The 22,073-nt window shown below is 41.9% G+C and carries 20 protein-coding genes; 5 read left to right on the forward strand and 15 right to left on the reverse strand.

The window, feature by feature from the left end:
* Nucleotides 1-67 precede the first annotated feature (67 nt).
* From HUJ22_RS12540 to gcvT, 5 genes are all read right to left on the reverse strand, one after another.
* Nucleotides 68-1,114 (reverse strand): lysylphosphatidylglycerol synthase transmembrane domain-containing protein, encoded by a 1,047-nt coding sequence (locus HUJ22_RS12540; protein ID WP_290878039.1) that lies wholly within the window; start codon nucleotides 1,112-1,114, stop codon nucleotides 68-70.
* An 85-nt stretch (nucleotides 1,115-1,199) separates the two neighbouring features.
* A complete protein-coding gene (locus HUJ22_RS12545; protein WP_290878040.1) occupies nucleotides 1,200-1,916 on the reverse strand; it encodes an outer membrane lipoprotein carrier protein LolA in 717 nt (238 codons plus the stop codon).
* The gene (locus HUJ22_RS12550; protein ID WP_290878041.1) at nucleotides 1,903-4,419 is read right to left on the reverse strand and encodes a DNA translocase FtsK; all 2,517 of its coding nucleotides are present in this window, start codon (nucleotides 4,417-4,419) and stop codon (nucleotides 1,903-1,905) included. Before HUJ22_RS12550 ends, HUJ22_RS12545 begins: the two co-directional genes overlap by 14 nt.
* Nucleotides 4,412-5,149, reverse strand: a complete 738-nt coding sequence (locus tag HUJ22_RS12555; protein WP_290878042.1) for a 2-phosphosulfolactate phosphatase — start codon at nucleotides 5,147-5,149, stop codon at nucleotides 4,412-4,414. Before HUJ22_RS12555 ends, HUJ22_RS12550 begins: the two co-directional genes overlap by 8 nt.
* Nucleotides 5,150-5,169: 20 nt before the next feature.
* Nucleotides 5,170-6,270, reverse strand: a complete 1,101-nt coding sequence (gene gcvT, locus HUJ22_RS12560) for a glycine cleavage system aminomethyltransferase GcvT (RefSeq protein ID WP_290878043.1) — start codon at nucleotides 6,268-6,270, stop codon at nucleotides 5,170-5,172.
* A gap of 307 nt (nucleotides 6,271-6,577) precedes the next feature.
* Here gcvT and HUJ22_RS12565 point away from each other — a divergent pair, with 307 nt between their 5' ends.
* The 3 genes from HUJ22_RS12565 to HUJ22_RS12575 all read left to right on the forward strand — a co-directional run bounded on the left by HUJ22_RS12565 (nucleotide 6,578) and on the right by HUJ22_RS12575 (nucleotide 9,982).
* The gene (locus HUJ22_RS12565) at nucleotides 6,578-7,702 is read left to right on the forward strand and encodes an Mrp/NBP35 family ATP-binding protein (protein WP_290878044.1); all 1,125 of its coding nucleotides are present in this window, start codon (nucleotides 6,578-6,580) and stop codon (nucleotides 7,700-7,702) included.
* Between the two features lie 95 nt (nucleotides 7,703-7,797).
* The gene (locus HUJ22_RS12570; protein ID WP_290878045.1) at nucleotides 7,798-8,403 is read left to right on the forward strand and encodes a trimeric intracellular cation channel family protein; all 606 of its coding nucleotides are present in this window, start codon (nucleotides 7,798-7,800) and stop codon (nucleotides 8,401-8,403) included.
* 145 nt (nucleotides 8,404-8,548) lie between these two features.
* Nucleotides 8,549-9,982 carry a sodium:solute symporter gene (locus tag HUJ22_RS12575; RefSeq protein ID WP_290878046.1) on the forward strand — a complete coding sequence of 478 codons (1,434 nt, stop codon included), beginning with the start codon at nucleotides 8,549-8,551 and terminating at the stop codon, nucleotides 9,980-9,982.
* 54 nt (nucleotides 9,983-10,036) lie between these two features.
* Here HUJ22_RS12575 and HUJ22_RS12580 read toward each other — a convergent pair whose 3' ends face one another.
* The 5 genes from HUJ22_RS12580 to HUJ22_RS12600 all read right to left on the reverse strand — a co-directional run bounded on the left by HUJ22_RS12580 (nucleotide 10,037) and on the right by HUJ22_RS12600 (nucleotide 14,597).
* On the reverse strand, nucleotides 10,037-11,530 hold the full coding sequence (locus HUJ22_RS12580; RefSeq protein ID WP_290878047.1) for a sodium/proline symporter: 1,494 nt from the start codon (nucleotides 11,528-11,530) through the stop codon (nucleotides 10,037-10,039).
* An 84-nt stretch (nucleotides 11,531-11,614) separates the two neighbouring features.
* Nucleotides 11,615-13,021: a Glu/Leu/Phe/Val dehydrogenase gene (locus HUJ22_RS12585; protein WP_290878048.1), complete on the reverse strand. Its 1,407-nt coding sequence runs from the start codon at nucleotides 13,019-13,021 to the stop codon at nucleotides 11,615-11,617.
* A 75-nt stretch (nucleotides 13,022-13,096) separates the two neighbouring features.
* A complete protein-coding gene (locus HUJ22_RS12590) occupies nucleotides 13,097-13,825 on the reverse strand; it encodes a hypothetical protein (RefSeq protein ID WP_290878049.1) in 729 nt (242 codons plus the stop codon).
* 30 nt (nucleotides 13,826-13,855) lie between these two features.
* Complete coding sequence (locus HUJ22_RS12595) at nucleotides 13,856-14,254, reverse strand: hypothetical protein (protein ID WP_290878050.1); 399 nt, start codon at nucleotides 14,252-14,254, stop codon at nucleotides 13,856-13,858.
* A gap of 85 nt (nucleotides 14,255-14,339) precedes the next feature.
* The gene (locus HUJ22_RS12600; protein ID WP_290878051.1) at nucleotides 14,340-14,597 is read right to left on the reverse strand and encodes a hypothetical protein; all 258 of its coding nucleotides are present in this window, start codon (nucleotides 14,595-14,597) and stop codon (nucleotides 14,340-14,342) included.
* 141 nt (nucleotides 14,598-14,738) lie between these two features.
* Between HUJ22_RS12600 and HUJ22_RS12605 the strand changes: the two genes are divergently transcribed.
* Together HUJ22_RS12605 and HUJ22_RS12610 are read left to right on the forward strand one after the other, a co-directional pair.
* Nucleotides 14,739-16,016: a dipeptidase gene (locus HUJ22_RS12605; RefSeq protein ID WP_290878052.1), complete on the forward strand. Its 1,278-nt coding sequence runs from the start codon at nucleotides 14,739-14,741 to the stop codon at nucleotides 16,014-16,016.
* Between the two features lie 189 nt (nucleotides 16,017-16,205).
* Nucleotides 16,206-16,697 (forward strand): GNAT family N-acetyltransferase, encoded by a 492-nt coding sequence (locus tag HUJ22_RS12610; protein ID WP_290878053.1) that lies wholly within the window; start codon nucleotides 16,206-16,208, stop codon nucleotides 16,695-16,697.
* A gap of 197 nt (nucleotides 16,698-16,894) precedes the next feature.
* On the opposite strand, the gene HUJ22_RS12615 is transcribed toward HUJ22_RS12610, so the two are convergent.
* From HUJ22_RS12615 to HUJ22_RS12635, 5 genes are all read right to left on the reverse strand, one after another.
* Nucleotides 16,895-17,551, reverse strand: a complete 657-nt coding sequence (locus tag HUJ22_RS12615; protein WP_290878054.1) for a hypothetical protein — start codon at nucleotides 17,549-17,551, stop codon at nucleotides 16,895-16,897.
* A 5-nt stretch (nucleotides 17,552-17,556) separates the two neighbouring features.
* The gene (locus tag HUJ22_RS12620; protein ID WP_290878055.1) at nucleotides 17,557-18,240 is read right to left on the reverse strand and encodes a hypothetical protein; all 684 of its coding nucleotides are present in this window, start codon (nucleotides 18,238-18,240) and stop codon (nucleotides 17,557-17,559) included.
* A 5-nt stretch (nucleotides 18,241-18,245) separates the two neighbouring features.
* The gene (locus HUJ22_RS12625) at nucleotides 18,246-19,694 is read right to left on the reverse strand and encodes a M56 family metallopeptidase (RefSeq protein ID WP_290878056.1); all 1,449 of its coding nucleotides are present in this window, start codon (nucleotides 19,692-19,694) and stop codon (nucleotides 18,246-18,248) included.
* 73 nt (nucleotides 19,695-19,767) lie between these two features.
* On the reverse strand, nucleotides 19,768-21,615 hold the full coding sequence (locus HUJ22_RS12630) for a M56 family metallopeptidase (protein ID WP_290878057.1): 1,848 nt from the start codon (nucleotides 21,613-21,615) through the stop codon (nucleotides 19,768-19,770).
* Nucleotides 21,612-21,983 carry a BlaI/MecI/CopY family transcriptional regulator gene (locus HUJ22_RS12635; RefSeq protein WP_290878058.1) on the reverse strand — a complete coding sequence of 124 codons (372 nt, stop codon included), beginning with the start codon at nucleotides 21,981-21,983 and terminating at the stop codon, nucleotides 21,612-21,614. The genes HUJ22_RS12630 and HUJ22_RS12635 overlap by 4 nt, the downstream gene beginning before the upstream one ends.
* Between the last annotated feature and the right edge of the window lie 90 nt (nucleotides 21,984-22,073).

The raw sequence follows: 22,073 nt of genomic DNA on the forward strand, positions 1-22,073 counted from the left end.
CAAAAAATTATAAGGTTGGAATAAAACCCTTTTGGAAAAATGCTTACTTATTCGGGATGAATTTGTTTTAATCCGGAATATTTTCTGTGGATTTCTGCTCTTCATTCTTCATCATCACAAACTTATCAATTGTGAGTAAAAGGGGCGAGCTGATAATGATGATGATGAGGGTTGTGGCATGGGCAATGGTGGCGTAAGCGAGGCCGGTAGCTTCCGGGACAGCATAAAAAATGAAGAGGGCTTTTGTAATAAATAGATGATAGGTACCAATACCGCCAGGCGTTGGAATTGAAATCCCGACCGCGCTGACAACCGTCAAAACAATCGCTTCTGTGATTCCAAGGTCAAATACTTCCTGCATATTAAACATCCAGAACCCGATGTAAGTCATGCCAATATAAAACACCCAAATAAGTATGGAGTGAAAGATAAAAAGGGGCCAGTTTTTGAGCTCTCGTATAGCGAGTAATCCGTCAACAAAGGTTTTAATAATGCGCTGAATTTTATATACAAAATCAGAAACCCGGCCTTCTGTTCTTTCACTGGCTTTTTTGAAAAGCCAATACAAGACTCCAATCCCTGCAAACGCTATCAATCCATACTTTCCAAGAGTTAGAATAAAATTAAACTGCGTTTCCGGATTCGTTATGTCAATTCCGAATAAACGGGATAGAACCTGAGGGTCAGCAATTAAGAATACGACTACAAAAGCCATTAAAAGCAACATTCCCAATAAATCTACGACCCGTTCCAAGACAATAGTACCAATGATTTTACTGTTGCTTTCATCCACTTGTCGAGCCACATAAACCGGCCGGGCTACCTCACCTACCCGCGGAAGGGGAATATTGACCAGGTAGCCAAACAAAACGCCGGTAAATAGAGTGGTTTTTGCAGGGACTTTCTCCTTGTTAGTAAAGAGCATTTCCCAACGAATAGCCCGGATGTAATGTGCCAGAAGGGTCGCAGCCGTAAAGGGCAATATCCAAAACCAAGACATCCCCCTTGTTGATTCAATCAATTCTGAAAATTCAACTTCCCGAAAAGCAAGCCATAAAAAAAGCACGCCAAGTGCTACGCTGCCAAGAACTTTTAGAAATTTTTTAGTTTGCATCCTATTATAAGATAAACGTTAAGAGCTAATGGAGCAGTTTGACAGGATCGGGTATAAATAAATGCACAAATAACTTTCAGCCAAATCAATACCTCATGTCCACTATTTCAGCATCTCCGGGGTATTCTAATTTAAATAAGTCGGGTTCGGGCTGTATAAAAGTGCCATTTTTAAAATTAGTTACAATTTCATTATCAGAAATATCCCAGGCACTTATTTTAAGAGGATGGCGTTGGGCATCGATTAAGATTTCAACCCGTGCAAAAACCGCAAATTCATCATCCGTAGTTAAGGTGATTTTTGTGCGGTTACCTGTTTTTTCTTCAGAAACCGTATAGGTTGAATCGATACCGCTAAGCATTCGAGAGGGTGCAAAATCATCGTCTTCGGGATAGTAAGTGTCAATGATTACACGATTACGATTTTGATCATAGACACGGGAAGTTTTCCCGTCAACCACGATAGTTTGCCCGTCACTTTCAAGCTTATATCGAGCCTGGTCGATCCAAATATTTCCATCACTTGTAACAACTTCTCCGGTATAGGAATCGGTGTAAGTGTGATTAAATTCGGCTGAAAAAACGTCTCCCCTGTCAAAACGCTGTTTCAACTGGTCAAAATTCGGGGTTTGAGCAAGGATGGCGGTGCTTGAAATCAGGATTACGGTAATAAATGATAGAAGTCTCTGTACAAATACTTTGGAACCGAAGGTTCCGGAAGGTGCTTCTAACCTCAGGTTCGGAATAAGAGCCGACAACAGAGAGCTTAAGTCTGAAAGCTGAAAGCTTTTAATTATACTCATCCAATCCGTCCAAAAGTTCCTGTAGTTCTTCTTCATCACTGATAAGAACATCACGTGCGGTACTGCCTTGATATGGTCCAACAATGCCTGCATTAAATAATTGATCTATGATTCGTCCGGCGCGATTATAACCGATTTTCAGTTTGCGCTGTAACAATGAAACCGATCCTTGTTGGTGAAGAATCACCAGTTTAGCAGCGGCCTCAAAGTATTCATCTATATCATCTAACGGATCAGGTATCTCTGTGGTATCATCTTTTATGATGGGCAGGTGGAAAGGCTGCTTATAGCCTGCCTGCTGACCAATAAAGCTGTTTATTCTTTCTACTTCTTCGGTAGAAACAAAAGCATTTTGGATGCGAATCATGCCGGTTCCGTTATTGAAAAGCATATCGCCCATCCCAATCAGCTGATCAGCTCCTCCCATGTCAAGAATGGTTCGGGAATCTACTTTCGAAGCTACCTGATAAGCAATTCGGGCAGGAAAGTTGGCCTTAATGGTACCGGTAATTACGTTTACAGACGGTCGCTGTGTGGCCACTACCAAATGAATTCCAATGGCACGGGCAAGCTGTGCAAGACGGGCAATAGGTTCCTCGATTTGCTTGCCTGCAGTCATCATTAAGTCGGCCAACTCATCAATAATTACCACGATGTAAGGCAGGTGGCGGTGACCGAGTTCGTCTTCCAGTTCGCCGGTTTTATATTTTTTATTATAAGATTTGATATCCCGAACCTGCGCCATTTTAAGGAGGTCGTATCGTTCGTCCATTTCCTTACAGAGGCTTTCCAGGGTTTCTTGGGCTTTGGATGTATCGGTGATGATAGGCTCGTCAGAATCCGGAAGCATCGCCAAAAAGTGATTTTGAATATTACGGTATAATGAAAGCTCGATTTTCTTCGGATCAATCATCACAAACTTCAGGTCATCCGGATGGCATTTGTACAGCAGACAAGTGATAATGGTATTAATTCCAACTGATTTACCGGAACCGGTTGCCCCTGCAATTAACAAATGGGGCATTTTGGTAAGGTCGATCATGAACACTTCATTCTCAATTGTTTTACCAAAAGCGATAGGCAGGGTAAAGTCGGTCTCCACAAATTTTTTGGTGTTGATAACCGATTTGATAAACACCGTTTCCCGTGTGCTGTTTGGTACTTCAATTCCCACAGCCGATTTGCCCGGGATTGGAGAAAGCATGCGCAAACCTTTTGAAGCCGTAGCCATTTTGAGGTCATTAGAGTAACTCTCGATCTTGGAGATTTTTACATCCGGCGCGGGCTCCAATTCATAAAGAGTAACCGTAGGGCCTACAATGGCGTTAATGCCCACAATTTCAATTTTATGGCGTTTTAGCTTGTCGAGGATTATCCGTTTATTTTCTTTAATCTCCTCTAGGTCTACTTCATTACCCTCGTCTGGTGGTGAATCCAGTAAATCTACTTTCGGGAATTTGTATTTGATGACCGGTATTTCTTTCGCTTTCTGTCGGTTTTGCTTATCTAGATCCTTTTCATCGGCTTGTTCATCCCCTTTTCCTACATAAACCGAAACCTCGATATCATCTTCCTCATCATCAATTTCTTCTTCTTTTTCGAGGGAGGCTCGCTGACGGGTATCCAGCGTGTTGATTTCCGCTTTCTCTTTTTCTCGCTGCTTCTGTTCTTCTTCTTCCGATTGGTCCACTAAATCATCAATAGACGGGGCCGGTTTTACCGGTTCGTCTTCACTTTCAGTTTCTGCAATTTCCTTTTTCTCCAGCTCTTTTTCTTCTTCGGCTACTTCCTGTTCTTTTTTCGCTTCACGTTTTGCTGCCAATCGCTCTTCACGTTCTTTTGCCTTTTCTTCTTTTCGAAGCTGGCGCGCCACGCGTCTTTCTTCCATTTTCTCTTGAATATTCTCAATCCAAAGTTTTATGTTATCAATGGTTTTTTGAAGGTCGCGATCTACAAACATCAGCAGGGTCACGAGCATCAGAACAGAGAGAATGATTATGGACCCAATGTTAGTGATGTTATAGAGTACCTGAGCAATAGCAATTCCGGCGGTACCGCTCCAGATAGAATCATCCGGAAAGTCGGCATTAGTATTTAACCAGCCGATAAAAGTAGACAGGAGTATCATTCCCCAAATACTAAGTACGGTAAGCCATCCGAGTTCTTTAAAGTCGCGCCGGCGAAATGTATGCCAGCCGTGATACCCAATGATCAATCCCAGAATGATGCTGGTATAGCCGAATAAGGTATGTACCAGGTAATGAGAAAGGTATGCGCCAACCGGACCCAGCCAGTTTTTTACCAGGCGGGAATTGGCATCCGGGTTAAATAAATCCAGGAAAGATATACTGCGCGCATATTGATAGTCTTCGGGATTGTAGGAGAGAATACTCAATCCCAGCAACACCGCGATGGACATCACAATAATACCTATGATTTCCTTTTTCCGGTTCGAATCTAATCCGGGTGTATTTGTAGATGTATTTAGTTTATTTCTAGCCATTCAAGTTTGTCAGAATTCCATCCCGCATTCCGGGAAGTACGTCAAATTCATTTACTTTACAACAAAATGAAATATCGTCATTTGGCACCAGCTCAGCCAATCTTTTTGCATGATCACTTTTACTGATAGCACCTTCTAAATCATGCCCATATTTTTCGAAAAGACCAAATGCTACTTTTGCACCGTCTTTAGCTGAATCCGGCAGGTTTCCTCCCGAAATAGCATACAATAACGCGCCTGCAAAAAGGGTGTCTTCAATAGAAAGCCGGCCCTGCCAGCCTGAACAAATCAATACAATTTCATCATCATGCTCTTGGAGTATGTCCAAAATACTTTGTTGATTCAAGAAACTTCCTATATATACTTTATTAGCCAAAGATGCTTTTTTAATAGCTTTTGTACCATTGGTGGTATTAAAAATCAAGGTTTTGTCTTTTACGGTATCCGGGGTATACTCGGCGGGTGAATTTCCTAGATGATATCCCTCAATTTTGTTCCCGTTTTTCTCACCACATAGCAAATAATCCTTTTGATCCATGGTTGTAGCAATTTTCATGGCATCACTCATATCTGCAACCGGTATGATTTTCTTAGCCCCATTTCTGATTGCAGTGGCAATAGATGACGATGCCCGAAGTACATCAATAATAACCGCAGATTTTCCACGAAGCTCTTCTTCCTGAAAAGCCTGTACGGAAAAGAAAACGTCGATGTAGCTTAATTGTGGCATATTCTCTCTTTATTATTGATTTATTTCTTGATAAAAGGCGGACGGGTTACTTTCGCAGTAGCCGTTTTTTTGCGAATGGCGATTTGGATATTGGTTCCTTCAGCTACATATTCTTTAGCAACATAGCCCATCCCAATGCCTTTACCCAAAGTGATAGACATTGTTCCACTTGTAACTTCTCCAATTGCTTCTCCCGCATCGTTTTGAATCTCATAGCCCTGGCGCGGAATATTGCGTTCACCCTCCACCTCAAAGCCAACGAGCTGCCGCTTTAAGCCCTCTTCTTTTTTCTGTTGCAGGACTTCCTTTCCGATAAAGTGTCCTTTTTCAAATTTTGTAATCCAGCCAAGCCGGGCTTCTAATGGGTGCGTATTTTTGGTGATATCATTTCCATAAAGTGCGTAGCCCATTTCGAGGCGGAGAGTATCTCGAGCTCCCAGTCCACATGGCTCAATACCGAATTCTTCGCCTGCTTCCATAATGGCACTCCAGATTTTTTCAGGGTTTGCGGTATTTTTGTCGAAATAAAGTTCAAACCCTTTCTCGCCGGTATACCCCGTAGCTGAAAAAGCAATGTTATCGATTCCTGCGAGGCGGCCTGTTTTATATGAATAAAAACCGATATCACTTAAATCCAGGTCAGTAAGATTCTGAAGGGTTTCAATTGACTTCGGCCCCTGAACAGCGAGCAAGCAGGTATCATCAGATTGATCATGTACTTCCGCATCGAAGGAATTATTATCTAAAATCCAGTTGAGATCTTTTTCAATATTTGAAGCATTAACTACGGCTATGTAACCGGCATCATCAAAAAGTTTATACACAATCAAGTCATCCACAATCCCTCCGTCTTCGTAACACATACAGGTGTACTGAGCCTTGCCTTCCACCAGTTTTGAGGCGTCATTCACCGTCACTTTCTGGATGAGGTCCAATGCTTCGGGGCCGCTGATGTAGAACTCGCCCATATGAGAAACATCAAATATTCCCACGGCTTCGCGCACAGCAGCATGCTCGGTTTTAATTCCTGCGTATTGAACCGGCATTTGAAAACCGGCAAAATCAACCAGTTTGGCACCGGCATTTTCATGTATGGAGTAGAAAGGAGTCTTTTTTGACATTAACTGTACTAAAATTCGTTGGTGTTCATTTGTTGAATTTCAATTGCATTGTGGTTTTAAGATTTATCTCCCGAGAAAAACCACTCAATTATTTTATATCACGGTATCCTAACACATTTATTATTACCCCCTAAACTTACTGATTTATTGGCAAACATCATTGAAATTAGAGTATTTCTTAAGTTTCCTTTGGATTTATTTTTAGTTGACAACTGTTACTCATATCCCTCTTAAAGAATCCTTATCTTTATGGGCGTAAAAAAAAGAAATTAAGACATATCATTAAAATTTAGGTTCAAACTAATTCATGTCTATTAAAAAAGAGCAGGTAAAATCAGCACTCAGCCAGGTTTTACACCCCGAAGAACAACGCGATCTCATTTCCCTGGATATGGTTCAGGATGTAATCGCTCAGGATAAATATGTATCATTTACCCTCGAATTTCCTGAGAAGAATGAGGAGCTCGAAAATCAGCTTAAACAAAAATGTGAAGAAGCTATTCAGAAGTTTATTGACAAGGAAGCTATTGTTGATATTCAGGCAGCGGTAAATCTTTCCAAAAAGCGAGAGATGGAAGCATCCAAGCCTGGGCAACAACAAGCTCAGCAACAGGAAATTCTGTCCGGAGTGAAGAATATCATTGCTGTGGCCTCAGGAAAAGGTGGGGTGGGTAAATCTACGATAGCGGTAAACATTGCGGCTTCTCTTGCCAAAAAAGGTCTAAAAGTGGGATTGATGGATACTGATATCTACGGGCCAAGCATCCCAACTATGTTTAATATTCACGACCGTCCGAATATCACTACACAAAAGAAATTGGTACCTCATGAGAAGTTTGGAATCAAGCTGGTCTCAATGGGTTTCTTGGTGGATGTGGATCAAGCGATGGTATGGCGCGGGCCGATGGCAACGAGTGCCGTCAAGCAATTTATGACAGATGTGGAATGGGGCGAACTGGATTACCTTATCATGGATCTGCCTCCCGGAACCGGTGATATACAGCTTACCATTGTGCAAACGGTGCCGCTGACCGGAGCAGTTATCGTCTCAACCCCTCAAACCGTAGCCCTTGATGATGCCCGAAAAGGGGTGGCGATGTTTAAGAAAGTGAATGTACCGGTTTTAGGAGTGGTAGAAAATATGGCGTACTTCACTCCACCTGATATGCCGGATAAAAAATATTACATCTTTGGAAAAGGAGGAGCATCCCATCTTGCCCAGGAAATGAACGTGCCGGTATTGGGAGAAGTTCCGCTTCAGCAAACATTGAGGGAAGGCGGTGATTCAGGAAAACCGATTGTACTGGAAGATACAGAATCACCGGCAGCAACTGCATTGATGGAAGTAACCGGAAATATGCAGCAACAGCTGGCCGTGCGTTTAAAAGATCAGGCCCCGACTAAGAAAGTGGATATTAAATTCCGGCCATAAAGGGTTAAATCCCAAATCCCAAGCTCCAATTTCTAATTAGTTGGTCATTGGAATTTGGTTCTTGGGATTTATTACTGATCAGTGAGTTATAAACCATGGACATAATCTACTTACTCGACCTCCTCGGTACATTCGTATTCGCGATCAGCGGCATTCGTTTGGCAGCCCGTACCGATATGGATATTTTCGGGGCTTCGGTGGTAGGTTTTGCAACGGCAATCGGAGGTGGAACCGTTCGGGATCTTCTGCTCGACAGTCACCCCATTACCTGGATGGCGGATATGACGTATCCACTGGTGATTTTGGCTGCCGTTCCTTTTACGTTCCTGATGGGAAAGAAACTCAACAACTACAGTAAAACACTCTTCATTTTTGATACGATTGGGATTGCGCTGTTCACAATCATTGGGATGGAAAAGGCGATTTCGTTTGGGTTAAACCCATTTATGGCTGGGATGATGGGGATGATTTCAGCTGTGGTGGGTGGCATTACCCGTGATGTATTGTGTCGTGAAGTGCCCCTGATCTTTCGCAAAGAAATTTATGCGACAGCCTGCCTTACCGGTGCTGTAGTTTTTTATTTGGGACTGGAACTCAACTTACCCGATAATTTGAACTACCTGCTTACTACAGCTGTCATTATTACGATACGAACGGTTTCTATCCGCTTTAATCTGTCTCTCCCCAAAATGAAAGGATAGAAGAAAAAATTGACTAAAGCCGTGCAAATTGAAGCTCCGTCTTATTAATCTTATACTATGCTGATTTATCATTTATTAGGTATGTAAAATCAGTGAGATAGATTATTGCCTTTTTATAAGGTGACAAGATTAAATTAACAATATTATGCATCCAGTCGATTTAGCGATTTTTGTTGTTTACATCATCGGGCTATTGGCATTTGGATATTATTTTTACAGAAAGAATAAAGGCGGTGATGATTATTACGTAGGTGGCCGCAAAATGAATAGCTTTCACATAGGGTTATCGGTAGTGGCTACGGATGTAGGCGGGGGCTTTTCTATTGGCTTGGGAGGACTAGGGTTTACGATGGGGATTTCGGGTTCATGGATGCTTTTTACAGGTTTGCTTGGCGCATGGTCAGCGGCCGTATTACTTATTCCAAAGGTAAAGCGTAACCCGGTTTTTAAAAAAGCATTTACCTTTCCCCAGGTTTTTGAACATCATTATTCGGCAAGCGTAGCCATGGTTGCTGCAGTTATTTCAGCCATCGGTTATGCCGGCTTCACCAGTTCCCAGATATTGGCGGGAGCCAAGCTGGCCAATGGTACTTTTGCAAACCTAAGTTTGGATAATGCGGTACTGATTATGGGAATTGTTGCGGTAGTGTATACCGTAATGGGCGGATTAAAGGCCGTAATTTATACCGATACCATTCAATGGACGATTCTAATGTTCGGCTTGGTGTTTGTAGGACTGCCGATTTCATATCATGCGGTGGGAGGCCTGGAAGCTATCCGGGAAACCGTTTCGCCGGAGATGCTCTCGCTGACAAATATTTCCTGGCAAGACCTTGTATACTGGCTCGTTACCATCTTTCCGATTTGGTATGTCGGGATGACTCTATACCAACGGATATATGCCTGCCGGGATGAAAAAACGGCTAAGCGTGCCTGGTATATGGCGGGATTATTTGAATGGCCGGTGATGGCATTTATGGGCGTGTTGCTGGGCTTGTTTGCCCGTGTAGCTGCTGATCAGGGGATGTTCGATTATCTTGGAGCTGCCAATATCACTGAGGCTGACCCTGAGACCGGCCTCCCGATGTTACTGCGGACGGTCCTTCCCGTAGGTTTTATGGGCATAATGCTTGCGGCCTACTTTTCTGCTATCCTGTCCACGGCCGACAGTTGCCTGATGGCTTCATCCGGAAACGTGGTGACCGATATTATTGCCAAAATCCGCGAAATGGATCACCAAAGTGGTTCTTTTTTGAAAATCTCGCAGGCAGTTACCCTAATTATTGGTGCAATGGCGATTCTCTTGGCTTACTCCATGGAAAACGTACTTACTTTAATGTTATACTCGTACGCATTCATGGTTTCGGGGTTGTTTGTGCCGGTAATAGGTGCTTTATATTGGAAACGAAGTACCCCTGCAGCTGCCATGACTGCCATGTTGGTTGGGGGATGTACTACTCTAATTCTCCAGCTATGGGTTGGCGCAGAAAGTCTTCCTTACACTCTTGACCCAAATGTATTTGGCATATTTGCTTCGGCTCTTTCGTTTATTGCGGTTGGATATTGGACCTCCGACTGATTTCTATAACTCAACAAAATTGGTCATTGGAACTTGAAGCTTGGACCTTGGGGTTTACTCCTTAACCATCTCCTCAAAATGCTCTTCAATTTTCTCGGGAGTTTTGGTGAGTTTACTTACCAGCCAGGTAGCAAATAATCCGAGAAAGAAGCCCGGGATTAATTCGTACATATTGTCTTTCAAGACCGGTACAAAGTACCAGATGATGGTAACTAAGGTTCCGGTGATGAGACCGGCAATTACCCCGGATTTGGTTGTCTTTTTCCAGTAGAGTGCCATGATAGAAGTAGGGCCGATGGAGGCGCCGAGTCCTGCCCAGGCGAATAATACCAGCCAAAAGACAATGTTTTCGGCAACCAGACCGAAGATCAAGGAGAGAATCACCAAAACAATGACTACTACACGGCTGTAAAGCACCAACTTTTTTTGAGGAAGTTCCTCATCTTTTTTAATGAGTTTATCATATACATCCCGGACTACACTGGAAGCGGCAACTAAAAGCTGTGAGTCGGCCGTGGACATAATTGCTGCAAAAATAGATGCAATAACAACTCCAAATAAAATTGGATGAAGCTGAGTTTGTGCTAAAAGCGGATATAGATTCTCGGCGTCGGCGTCGGGAAGCATGCTTACTTCAGGGAAATAAGCCCGGCCAGCCAAACCAATTAAAACTGCACCGCCGGCCATCAACACATTCCAAATGGTACCCACAACCGCAGCATATTTCAGCTGTTTGGCATCATCAATAGACATATATCGGGAGAGAATGTGGGGATTTCCAGGAGAGCCTAATCCAATTCCAATAAAACCGATGAAAGCCCCAAAGCCAATGGCGAATGGATCAATAAAACCAATTTCATGCAGGGTCAGTTGTTCAGCCATCATGCCCCATCCACCCATATTGTAAATTGCGATGATCGGCAGAAAAACGAGCGCAATAATCATAAAGAAAGCCTGAATGGTGTCAGTCAGACTGACGGCCATAAACCCGCCCAAAACCGTATAAAGAAGAATGATTGCCGCTGATAATATGACTCCGGTAGTTTCTGTGATCCCAAAGCTGGAAGCGAAGGCTTTACCGCCTGCCACAAATTGGGCTGAAACATATCCCACCATAAAAATCAGGAAGATGACAACGAGGATGAGTCGGAGACTGCCATTTTTGTCGTCAAAACGTTCAGCAAAGAAATCAGGGACAGTGATGCAATCATATGTTTCGGTGAAGGTGCGAAGTCGTTTTGCGTAGTACATAAACAGAAACCATTCTACCACAATATACCCAACAGTAGCCCAAAGGGCGGAAGCACCTTGTGCATAAGCCATGCCGGTTACCCCTAAAAGCAGCCATGCACTGCGTCCCGAAACTACTGCCGAAAGGGCAACAACCAGACGGTTCATTTTTCTTCCGCCAATGAAAAACTCGGAAATGCCTTCGGATGAAAACCGGGCGGAGTAGATACCGATCCCGAATAGGATAATGAGATATCCTATAAATGCGGCTAAAACATAGCTGCTTCCGTCAATGGTAATTGTATTCAGTTCATCCATGGGGAGAAATTCCAAAAATCACATCCCAATTTCCAATGGCGCAAAATTTGGTCATTGGGATTTGAAAATTGGAATTTGAATATATCACGGGAAAATACCCATTTGTTCGTACATGATGCCGATCTTATTGATGGCATTAATGAAAGCAGCTGTTCGTAAATCGTCCAAATCATGTTCATTTCGAGTATCAGTGATTTGCTGATAGGCAGTGATCATGGTTTCTTCAAGCCCGGAATCTACCAAATCATATTCCTCAGCACCGTGTGCTAAGTTTTCCAATTCGGTATCGGTGAATTTACGGTCGGATATATTTTCGATTACCCCAAGAATTTTCTTTAGGCTGGTTTCATCGAAACGCTTACTCATTCTTCCATAGCGCACATGTTGTATGTTTTTGAGCCACTCGAAATAGGAAACGACTACACCGCCAGCATTCAGATAAGTATCCGGAAGGATCAGGGCTCCGCGTTTTTTCAGGATGTCATGTCCATCTGCTGTTGTAGGTCCGTTAGCAGCCTCAGCAATAATCTTAGCTTTTACCCTGTCGGCATTATCACCGGTAAGTTGGCTTTCGAGTGCGGCAGGAATAAGGATATCACAATCAAGGTAAAGAGCATCGTCTCGTTCTTTCAGCTCTTTCGAATTTTCAAATCCGATGATAGACCCGGTTTCTTTACGATACGCCATTAGTTTTTCGAGATCAATTCCATTTTCATCATAAATGGAACCTTCAATTTCGGCTATTCCAATTAACTTAGCCCCGGCTTCGGTGAGGTATTTTGAGGCATGGTACCCTACATTACCGAGTCCCTGAACTACAAATGTTTTTCCTTCCACCCCGGTTTCAAGGCCTATATTTTTCATGTCCTTTTTTACATCACAAGCTTCTCGAATACCAAAATAAACACCTCGTCCGGTAGCTTCTGTGCGTCCGCGAATTCCGCCCTGCTCAATTGGTTTTCCGGTTACACATCCTTCGGCATTTAAATCATCCTTCATTTGGCGATAGGTATCCAATATCCATCCCATTTCACGGGCACCCGTACCGTAATCGGGAGCGGGAACATCCACCCCCGGTCCTATAAATCCTTTTTTGATAAGTTCGTAGGTATACCGCCGTGTTATGCGTTCCAACTCAGTTTCGGAATATTCCCGGGTACTGATTTTGACACCGCCTTTTGCGCCCCCAAAAGGAACATCTACAATGGCACATTTATAAGACATTAATGCTGCCAATGCCATGGTTTCATCTTCATCCACTTTATGGCTGAAACGAATACCACCCTTTGTCGGGGTTTTGTGATGGCTGTGTTCAACTCGCCACCCTTCTATAACTTCAATGGTTCCGTCATCTCTCTGAACAGGAAATGTTACGTGATATATGGTATTACAAATTTTTATTTGGGCCAAAATCCCTTTATCAAATCGAGTGTATTTGGCTGCTTTATCAAAATTTTTGTTGACCTGCTCATAGAATTTATAAGTGGACATATTCCTTTTCTCCATTGCTTGTTTTACGCGTGACTGATGGTCGCAATTATCTAACACAGAAACAAGGAAAAGCGGTCATTTATGAGATGAAGGAAGAGTTACATGTAAATGATCTGCTGTGCCAACGTGGCGAATGGTATTCAGTCCCATGATTTCAAAAGAAGATCGAAGAAGAAAATTTCGAAATTCATTTCTTCCGGATGTTCTTAGGTCAATTGCATGTACGTATCCTGTTTGTTGGGGAAAATGGAGTGATTGATGGTTAACCGGAATCCCCATCGCTGTATAATCCTCCGGCCGGCGCTGAATATCAGTAATAACCAGATTTCCATCTGCAAGCGTGGTTGTTGCAACGGCTACTCGCAGGATAGGGTGCATGGAGCGATACACTTGTCGAATTTGATCATTTTTGGCATTTACGGAAGAGATATACATCACTCCGTAAAAACAGAAAGCAAAAACCAACACTCCTATGCCGCCCAGGCTATATTTCAATAACATTTTTTTATTAGAAACCCGGCGAAATAAGATGATAATATAAAGAAGCAGCAATATGATGGTGACAAAAATACCACCGCTCAATGCAAGCCATCCATTCCAGGAATAATTGAAATTTAAAAATATAGAAGTGCGAATGAGTAAAATAAAAGGCAGAACCCCGAGACCAAAAACCATTAAAACCCAAAACAAAATTTTGAGCAAGGTTTTATTTTTTTGTGGGGTAAAATTTTTCGCAATCCCATCCCTTCCGGTTTGGTCCAGATTCAATAACCAGTCAATATCCTTTTGAGAGATCTTGCTCATGATTTATTCAACGAATGAAAAGCTATTGAGTTACGCGCTGCGGTAAGATCTTCGTATCAAAAAGGGAAAACTCTGTAAAATTACAATCAATACAAAGATGATGGGGATAATTTCATATGAGTTTTGACGAATAGCAGGCCCTAAATTGATGAGGTGATAACTGAACAAAATTCCGGAAGAGAACAGGGTAAAGCCATAGGTCCATGTAGCACGGGTCCAAAGTGAGAAGCTGCTTACAAGTGAAGTTAAGGCAACAATGATAGTGGCTCCCATTGAAAGAGCAGGTAAGTTATTATTTTGAAACTCGAATAAATTCCCGGAAAATTGTCCGGTTTGCAGAGAATTAATTAGCAATATGATTTGGTACAAGCCAACGAATAGAAAAAATACTTGGAGGAAGAGATGAATTCTGCGGTCTTTAACAGTCATTCATATACAAATTTAAGGATTGGATGATATCTCAATAATACCTAATTCAAAACCAAGTGATTTGTTCCCGTAAAAGTGCAGTTTATTAAAGTGTTTCAGTGTCCGAAAAAATTGGTTCGTCCTGGCGAAATACATTCACGGTAAATAAAACTCCCACAGCACCTACAACCGCATAAAAAGCAGCTCCGGCTAAATCAAGAAACTGAACAATGGCCGTTCCGGATAGTGCACCAAGTACGCCAAATGCAAGACTGGGATACATAGTGACACCCCGGTCTTTTGTGATCACACGGCTTAACCACCCAATTACCAGTCCAATAGTGATATATGCTAACAGATTCATGATTGTCAAAACGGCCTCCTGTTTGTTAATATGTATTAAAATAATGGGATGCAGGCCTATTACGTTCCGATTATTCACCCAACTTTGCTAAAATTAACATAGATTCTTTACTCAAAATCATTTTAAAAAACACTTATACCCATGAAAAAACTACTAAGCTCTTCGCTGCTCGCCGTATTTCTCATTTTCGGATGTACAACAAGTGATCAGGAAATATTTGAGAAAGCCATGGGAATCCATGAGCGTGTAATTACACTGGATACCCATGTCGATATCAATGTGGATAATTTCACCGAAGAAACTAATTATACCCAACGGTTGAACACACAGGTTGATTTGCCAAAAATGGAAGAAGGCGGGTTGGATGTGGTTTGGCTTATAGTTTATACCGGGCAGGATACCCTTAGTGAAGAGGGATACGCGGATGCCTATGAGAATGCTATTAGTAAATTTGATGCTATTCACCGCTTAACGGAAGAAATTGCTCCCGATCAAATTGAACTTGCTACTACATCTGAAGATGTTAGGCGAATTATTGCCGAGGGTAAAAAAGTAGCCATGATCGGGGTTGAAAATGCCTATCCGGTTGGAGAAGATCTTTCCCGTATTGAAGAATTTTACAATCGTGGAGCCCGGTATATGTCGCTTACCCACAATGGTCACAATCAGTTTGGTGATTCCAATACAGGGGAAGGAGATGGTGAATGGAAGCACGACGGTTTAAGTGATCTCGGGCGTGAAGCTATTGCCGAAATGAACCGAGTCGGAATCATGATCGATATTTCTCACCCGGCTAAAACTACCAACATGCAAACCATGGAGTTGTCAAAAGCTCCTGTGATCGCTTCTCATTCATCCGCACGGAATGTTTACAATCACAGCCGAAACCTGAGTGATGATGAACTCCTGAAGCTCAAAGAGAACGGCGGAGTAGTTCAGACCGTTGCTTTTCGTGGCTATGTGGATGGCGAAAAACATGCGGCCTGGCAGGAAGCTTCGCGCACAATTTTAGAGGAAGAAGCGGAAAAAATTGGTTTAGAGCTTTTAAATTGGGGTGATATTCGTGAAATGGACGCAGCTGAGAGAGAGGAATATATGGAAATGTACCGGACCGCTCAGGATAATGCCGAGCCAAGAATTGAAGCTGAAGTCAATGAAATAGCTCCCCCCGTAAACGTTGCTGATTTTGTGGATCACATTGATTATATGGTGGAATTAATTGGTATTGAACACGTTGGAATCAGCTCTGATTTTGACGGCGGCGGCGGAGTTTATAACTGGATGGATGCCTCCGAAACCTTCAACGTGACCCATGAGCTGGTAAAAAGAGGGTATTCCGAAGAAGAAATCGAAATGCTTTGGAGCGGAAACTTGCTTCGTGTACTTGATGAAGTTCAAGCGGTAGCGGAAGAGTTTTAGAACTTCCAACATCGAAGTATTCGTTCGATGTTGGAAGTTCCTTGATCGGCGTTCGATATTCAATTCTGCCATAAATCTATTAAAGCCAAATTATCAAATTGCTAAGAAAAGTTAGAAAGGGGATATAAACTTTAAACCGGCGCCTAATCTTTTTAACTTTAGGTTCATTTTAATTAAACCAAAACAAGAGTGATTGCAGAAGCAGACGTCGCAACCGATGTCAAGATTTTAAAAGCCGATTTAAATAACCCTAAACACGCCTCAGATATAGTCAAGATAGTTGATCTTTTTGCCCGCGACCCCATGGGTCAGGACGAACCGCTCGAAGAAGAAGTTCGGGTAGATATGATCGCAGAGATGAAAAAAATTCCCACCACCATGACCTACATCGCATATGCCGATGAAAAGGCCCTGGGTATTGTAACCTGTTTTGTAGGTTTTTCTACCTTCACCGCAAGCAAAGTTTTCAAAATCCATGATGTAGCGGTTCACCCCGATGCACGCGGAATGGGAATCGGAACCATGATGCTGGAAACCATTGAAGAAGAGGCCCGGGAAATGGGTTGCTCCAAAGTTACTTTGGAAGTTCGGGAAGACAATCCTGCACGTAACCTTTATGAAAAAGTAGGTTTCGAGTATGGTGATCCCAAATGGTACTTCATGACCAAAGACCTGGCGTGAAGTGAATAACGAATATTGAACATTCAATATTGAATGTTGAAGTAAAGCCTCTTCTGAACGGAAGAGGCTTTTTTTATGTGGATATTTTTGATCTGTCCGTGCATTGCAGCAGGAGGAGTAACCTTGAAGCGTCCGGAGGTCCTTCAAGCGTTACGGCCAATGGCAGGCTTTGAGTTCTTAAGACTCACGGTTTTTCGCTATTTGATCGACTCTACCAATTCTCCACCCTCATATCGATCTTGCTCAATTATTTCTCCATTCTCATCATATAAGGTCATTAAACCTTCATATTCCAGGTTGTCAAGATAATGGACTTCAAACTTAAGTTGTTCGTTCTGATGCCATTCTTTAATGGACCCGGGTTTTCTATCTATGGGAGCAGTCCACTTTTCAATCAATGTGCCTGACTCATTAAACTTTCTTCTTGAAATCAGGTTACTGTCGTCGTATTCAAATTCGTATCGAGATGATATTTCAACACTATCATCATAGTCAATTCTTGTAACTCGATATCCGTCTTCAAATGTATCTGAAAATGCAAGTTCATTAGAACCTTTATGGTAGTGATTTCGGGTTCCGGAATGGTAATTATCGTCAGTCCCCTTATACCTAAGCACCGGGCCGCCAAAAACCCCTCCATCATTTACTATATTAGCTGATAGTTCTGTATCCGTATAGAATGAAAACCCATTTGAATGCTTTGAGTTTGTGCAAAATGTAAATGTTATTACGACAAATAATGGGATCAATAACAGCTTTTTTGAATTGGAACGGAAAGAAGAAACATTCTTGACCATCATTTTGAATCTTTTCCTGGTTAATGAAAAATCAATATGGCTGGTGAACTGTCTCATGGTATTTATTTTATTTTTTCGATGAGAGATCCATCTTGATAGCGTGCCTGTTCAATAATATTCCCCTCATCATCATACAAAGTCATCAAGCCTTCATATTCGATATTACCTTCAAAATAGGCTTCATATTTTAATTGACCATTTAGGTACCATTGTTTGTGATAACCCAATTCATTGGATTCGGCATCTTTCCATTCTTCGAGAAGTACTCCGTTTTTGTAGTATTTTACTCCTTTATAGTGCTCTCCTATATAGTCGTACTCAGATTTATATATGTCTAATGAATCTCCATCTTTGATGTAAGCTTCACTACTTTTCATTATTCCATTTTCATATACAACTTCATTGAACAGACTGTCATTTTTCACATATCTGTATTGTTGAGCCCCGGTAAAAGGGTTGCCTTCGGAATCGTATCTTATTCCCAGCCCTCTTTTCTTAATGTTTAATTCTTCAGATCTCGGGGGATTGACATACAGATCCACAGTTGAATATAGGACATCACTGTTTCCGGTCATTTTCATGGGATAATCAGGCTCCCGTGTACAAAACATAACTGTAACGATCAAAAGCACCGGAAGCAGGATCATCTTTATGGAATAGGAACGGATCGGAGAATAATGCTTGATCATCATTTTGAATCTCTTCCTTGTTAACGAAAAATCTATATGGCTGGTAAACTGTTTCATGGCATTTACTTTATTTTTTCGATGAGCTCTCCATCCTCATAGCGTTCTTGCTCGATAATATTTCCCTCTTCGTCATAGGTAGTCATGATTCCGTGATAGTTGATGAACTCGTTCTTGTAGCTCATTTCAAACTGCAGCACCCCATTTGGATGCCAATGCCTGCCAGTCCCAATGAAATCATTAGAAACTACCGGATAAATTCCTTCCATCATGATCTGACCGTTTTTGTAATAAGTTCGTGAGGCAAGTTTAATTCCGGTACTGTCTTTGTATTCATATTCAGAATGAGAGATGTTGGAGTCTTCTCCGGAATGATATTTTAGTTTTATTAGCAGTCCGTTTTCATATATGTTCTCTTTGATGATTTCCCCGGTTTCTTTAGAGATTGTTTTTTGAGTTCCGGTATAACGCTCCCCCTTTTCATCAAACCAAACATAAGTGGCGTATCGGTGATCACTGATCACTTTTTTAGTCAGTTCCACATCATATCTGTTTCTCTCATTCCCATTTTCACTTACGGAAGTACAAAAGGTTAGCAGCAGAGCACTCAAAACCGGAATGAGTACTATTTTACGACCAAGTATTTTTGGAATTGAGAGTTCTTTCTTCATCATTTTAAACCGTTTTTTAGTCAGTGAGTAGCTAATACTGCTGGTTGTATTCATCGGTTTATTCCCGGCGCAAACCCGGATCAGCATTTTTTGATAGTCACTTACCGATGAACCGTTGCTGACTACCGACTCATCCGCCAGAAACTCATGGTTCAATTGAATCGCATGTTTGAAAAGATACATCAGCGGGTTGAACCAGAAGATGACTTTCAGGAACTCAATAAATAACACATCCAGAGAATGAAGCTGTCGGATGTGGGTGATCTCATGGTCGAGGATCTCCGGTTCGATCTCTCCGGACTCAAATCGCCTTTTCTCCAGGAAAATGTATCCCAAAAAGGATTGCGGGGTGATCGGTTCATCCAGCAACACCAGGGTCGCATGACCTGTTTCTTGATGACTTCCTGCTTTGACTTTATTACGGATCTCAATCAAACCAACCACAAACCGGAACAAAAGAAATAGTGTGACCGATCCATAGATCCCAAGTAAAACATCCAAGGTACTTATCTGCCAGCCGGGCTCTTCGGGAACAACCGGGGTGATCTCAGCTCTGGGTAAAGCTTCCTGTGTTTGTTTAGGAGCGATCAGCGGTTCAACGGATCTGCTTACCGCCTCAGCCGGCGCATTGACCACCCGTTCCATCTGCTGCATATTTACTCCGGCAAGGGACTGTTCAGGCTGGATTTCAAAAGATATCAATGGCGCTGTAAGTCCAAATATCAAAGCGAACAACAAAAAGAACCGGTTGAAGCGATGCATCTTTTCATTTTCGAGCAATAGCTTATAAACCCCGAAGAGAAGCCCAAGCAGTAAAGTGGATTTAACTAAATAGATGATCATTGGTTTTCCTCTCTATTTCTTTTTTAACAATGGCTTTGAGTTTCTGGAGAAATTCAAGCCAGGAATGCAAAGTTTAGTTGTTTTTGATTCTATCTTCTGGTTTTTGGGGAATCGGAGGCAAGGGGGGAGTCTGTTTGCTAATGGAATTGTAGTAGGCAGATTGAGTATCTTCAAAATTTTTGAGGCTTTCCATTATTTCATCATAGGATGCCTTTAGATCTTCAGAGTTGAATTCAGTGGGTTCAATATTTATATATACCCTAGATTTTAGTCTCAAATTTTGAAGAGCTTCATCCATCTTAGATTTTAATTCCAAGACCTCGGGACTGTTAATTAATTTTCGGTATTCAAGTTCTGGTGGAACAGCAGACAGTTTCATTGGATACATTTTCCGGATTGTCTCTCTTTCTGAACTGCTCTCTTCAAGATTTGAAAAATCCGTACCAAATCGATCTTGAGCAGCTACATTTCTTAGTTCGCTATATGCTGATCTGATTTCATCCAGCAATTCAAGATATTGATCATAAGGTGTATCCGGTAAAGTTTTAACGACAACAATGGCCTCACTTGAATTCGGACTGCTGTTATCAACAAACTGTTTAATATTTTCTCTCATCTTGTTCAATGTCACAGGTTCTTCATTCATTAAAAGCTTACCGTCACTGTTCATTAAGATCAGCATCTGATTTTGAGCTTCCATGGGAGCCTGTGGCTCAGGAGGAGCAGGTGGTAGTGTCAGGTCACTGCTATCATTACTTTTTTTGGAAGAGTAATTAATTTTAAATATCTCATATCTTTTTAAGATACTTTGAACATCCGTTACAACTCCAAACTGGGCATCAGGACTGACATTCATCCTGACCAATTCGGGACTTTCAGGCATTTCTGACAAAAGGCCCTCCAATTCATCTAATGTCATACTTTTCTCATTCACGAGCATTGCATTGTTATCCAGAATTTCAATGCTAATTTCATCAGCTAATTGAATATCAGAGGGGTTTTCATTCGATGCAGGCTCACATCCCAGGATCAGCGAAAGACCCGCAAAGAGTGGCGCCAGCATTGCAAGTTTTATCAGAAACTTCACTTTTGTTTTGGATTGAGTCATCATTTGTAATCTCCGTTTGGTTGATGAAAAATTGAAGCTGCTTGCCAAACCGTGTAGAGCATTTCTCTCCATTGTATTGAGCAGCATGCGCTGATAATTTTTTATGATAGTGCCTTTAGATATTACCGCCTCGTCAGCAAGGTATTCGTGATTGAGGGCGATAGCGTTTTTGTAGAAATAAAGCAGCGGGTTGAACCAAAAGATTGCTTTTAAAATCTCCACAAAGAGGATATCCAGCGAATGTTTCTGTCTTACGTGAGTAAACTCGTGATTGAGTACCTCTTCCGGAATTTCTCCCTTTTCAAACTGTTTTTTGTTTAGGAAAACAGTATTGAAAAACGAATGCGGCACCACCTTTTCCTTCAACAGTACTACTCTGCAATCTTGCATATACCGTTTTGAATTTCTTCTGATCTTTAACTGAATTCTATGAACGATCCGCATCAGTCTGATAAGCAGCAAAGCCGAGATCGTAAAGCAGAGGAGAAAGGCGATCCCAAAGAGTGTCTCACTTGAAATAGCTGCAGAATTATTTTCCGTGGCTGTTGGCGAAACTTCTGAGTCTAACCTCAAGTCTTTTAAATTTTGATAGCTTGTGGCAGATACTGTTTCCCCGGAAGAGAAAAGTGCGGACCAGGAAATCTCCAACGGCGCGATCCCCACCGGAATTATGGGAATAGTGAATGAGAAAACAAGACTCCAGAGAAGAAATAGCCGGTTAAAGGAAAATCGCTTTTCCTTCTCCAGAAAAATCCGATATACAAATAGCAAAAGTGCCAAGCTTATTGACGAGTAGATGAAATAAGCGATCATTTATTCCTCCTCTTTATTTCTTGCTCAACAATATCCTGTAGTTCCTCAAGCTGCTCTTTTGTTAGATCGGTTTCCCTGGTAAAAAACGAAGCAAACTGCGGAGCTGAGTCGTTGAAGAACTTCTTGATCAATCCATTCACATGCTTCGAGAAATAATCTGACTTCCTCACCAGCGGATAATATTGCCGCGAGCGTCCCATTTGCTTATAATCCACAAAGCCCTTCTCGGTCATGCGTTTTAACAGGGTTGCTACTGTAGTTGGGGCCGGTTTGGGTTCAGGATATTCATCCAGCAGGTCTTTCATGTAAGCCTTTTCGAGCTTCCACAGGTACTGCATCAGTTCTTCTTCAGTTTGGGATAATTGCATGAGGTTCTACAAAATTAGAATTGTTTCTACAAATGTAGAATAAAAAATCAAACTTCCAAAATTTTCTTATAATTCTGCTGTATTAGTCCA

Source organism: Gracilimonas sp. (assembly GCF_014762685.1).
GTDB lineage: Bacteria > Bacteroidota > Rhodothermia > Balneolales > Balneolaceae > Gracilimonas.

Coding starts and splice junctions, on each gene's coding strand:
- HUJ22_RS12540 (WP_290878039.1), bottom strand. CDS start 1,114: ATGCAAACTAAAAAATTTCTAAAAGTTCTTGGCAGCGTAGCACTTGGC.
- HUJ22_RS12545 (WP_290878040.1), bottom strand. CDS start 1,916: ATGAGTATAATTAAAAGCTTTCAGCTTTCAGACTTAAGCTCTCTGTTG.
- HUJ22_RS12550 (WP_290878041.1), bottom strand. CDS start 4,419: ATGGCTAGAAATAAACTAAATACATCTACAAATACACCCGGATTAGAT.
- HUJ22_RS12555 (WP_290878042.1), bottom strand. CDS start 5,149: ATGCCACAATTAAGCTACATCGACGTTTTCTTTTCCGTACAGGCTTTT.
- gcvT (WP_290878043.1), bottom strand. CDS start 6,270: ATGTCAAAAAAGACTCCTTTCTACTCCATACATGAAAATGCCGGTGCC.
- HUJ22_RS12565 (WP_290878044.1), top strand. CDS start 6,578: ATGTCTATTAAAAAAGAGCAGGTAAAATCAGCACTCAGCCAGGTTTTA.
- HUJ22_RS12570 (WP_290878045.1), top strand. CDS start 7,798: ATGGACATAATCTACTTACTCGACCTCCTCGGTACATTCGTATTCGCG.
- HUJ22_RS12575 (WP_290878046.1), top strand. CDS start 8,549: ATGCATCCAGTCGATTTAGCGATTTTTGTTGTTTACATCATCGGGCTA.
- HUJ22_RS12580 (WP_290878047.1), bottom strand. CDS start 11,530: ATGGATGAACTGAATACAATTACCATTGACGGAAGCAGCTATGTTTTA.
- HUJ22_RS12585 (WP_290878048.1), bottom strand. CDS start 13,021: ATGTCCACTTATAAATTCTATGAGCAGGTCAACAAAAATTTTGATAAA.
- HUJ22_RS12590 (WP_290878049.1), bottom strand. CDS start 13,825: ATGAGCAAGATCTCTCAAAAGGATATTGACTGGTTATTGAATCTGGAC.
- HUJ22_RS12595 (WP_290878050.1), bottom strand. CDS start 14,254: ATGACTGTTAAAGACCGCAGAATTCATCTCTTCCTCCAAGTATTTTTT.
- HUJ22_RS12600 (WP_290878051.1), bottom strand. CDS start 14,597: ATGAATCTGTTAGCATATATCACTATTGGACTGGTAATTGGGTGGTTA.
- HUJ22_RS12605 (WP_290878052.1), top strand. CDS start 14,739: ATGAAAAAACTACTAAGCTCTTCGCTGCTCGCCGTATTTCTCATTTTC.
- HUJ22_RS12615 (WP_290878054.1), bottom strand. CDS start 17,551: ATGAGACAGTTCACCAGCCATATTGATTTTTCATTAACCAGGAAAAGA.
- HUJ22_RS12620 (WP_290878055.1), bottom strand. CDS start 18,240: ATGAAACAGTTTACCAGCCATATAGATTTTTCGTTAACAAGGAAGAGA.
- HUJ22_RS12625 (WP_290878056.1), bottom strand. CDS start 19,694: ATGATCATCTATTTAGTTAAATCCACTTTACTGCTTGGGCTTCTCTTC.
- HUJ22_RS12630 (WP_290878057.1), bottom strand. CDS start 21,615: ATGATCGCTTATTTCATCTACTCGTCAATAAGCTTGGCACTTTTGCTA.
- HUJ22_RS12635 (WP_290878058.1), bottom strand. CDS start 21,983: ATGCAATTATCCCAAACTGAAGAAGAACTGATGCAGTACCTGTGGAAG.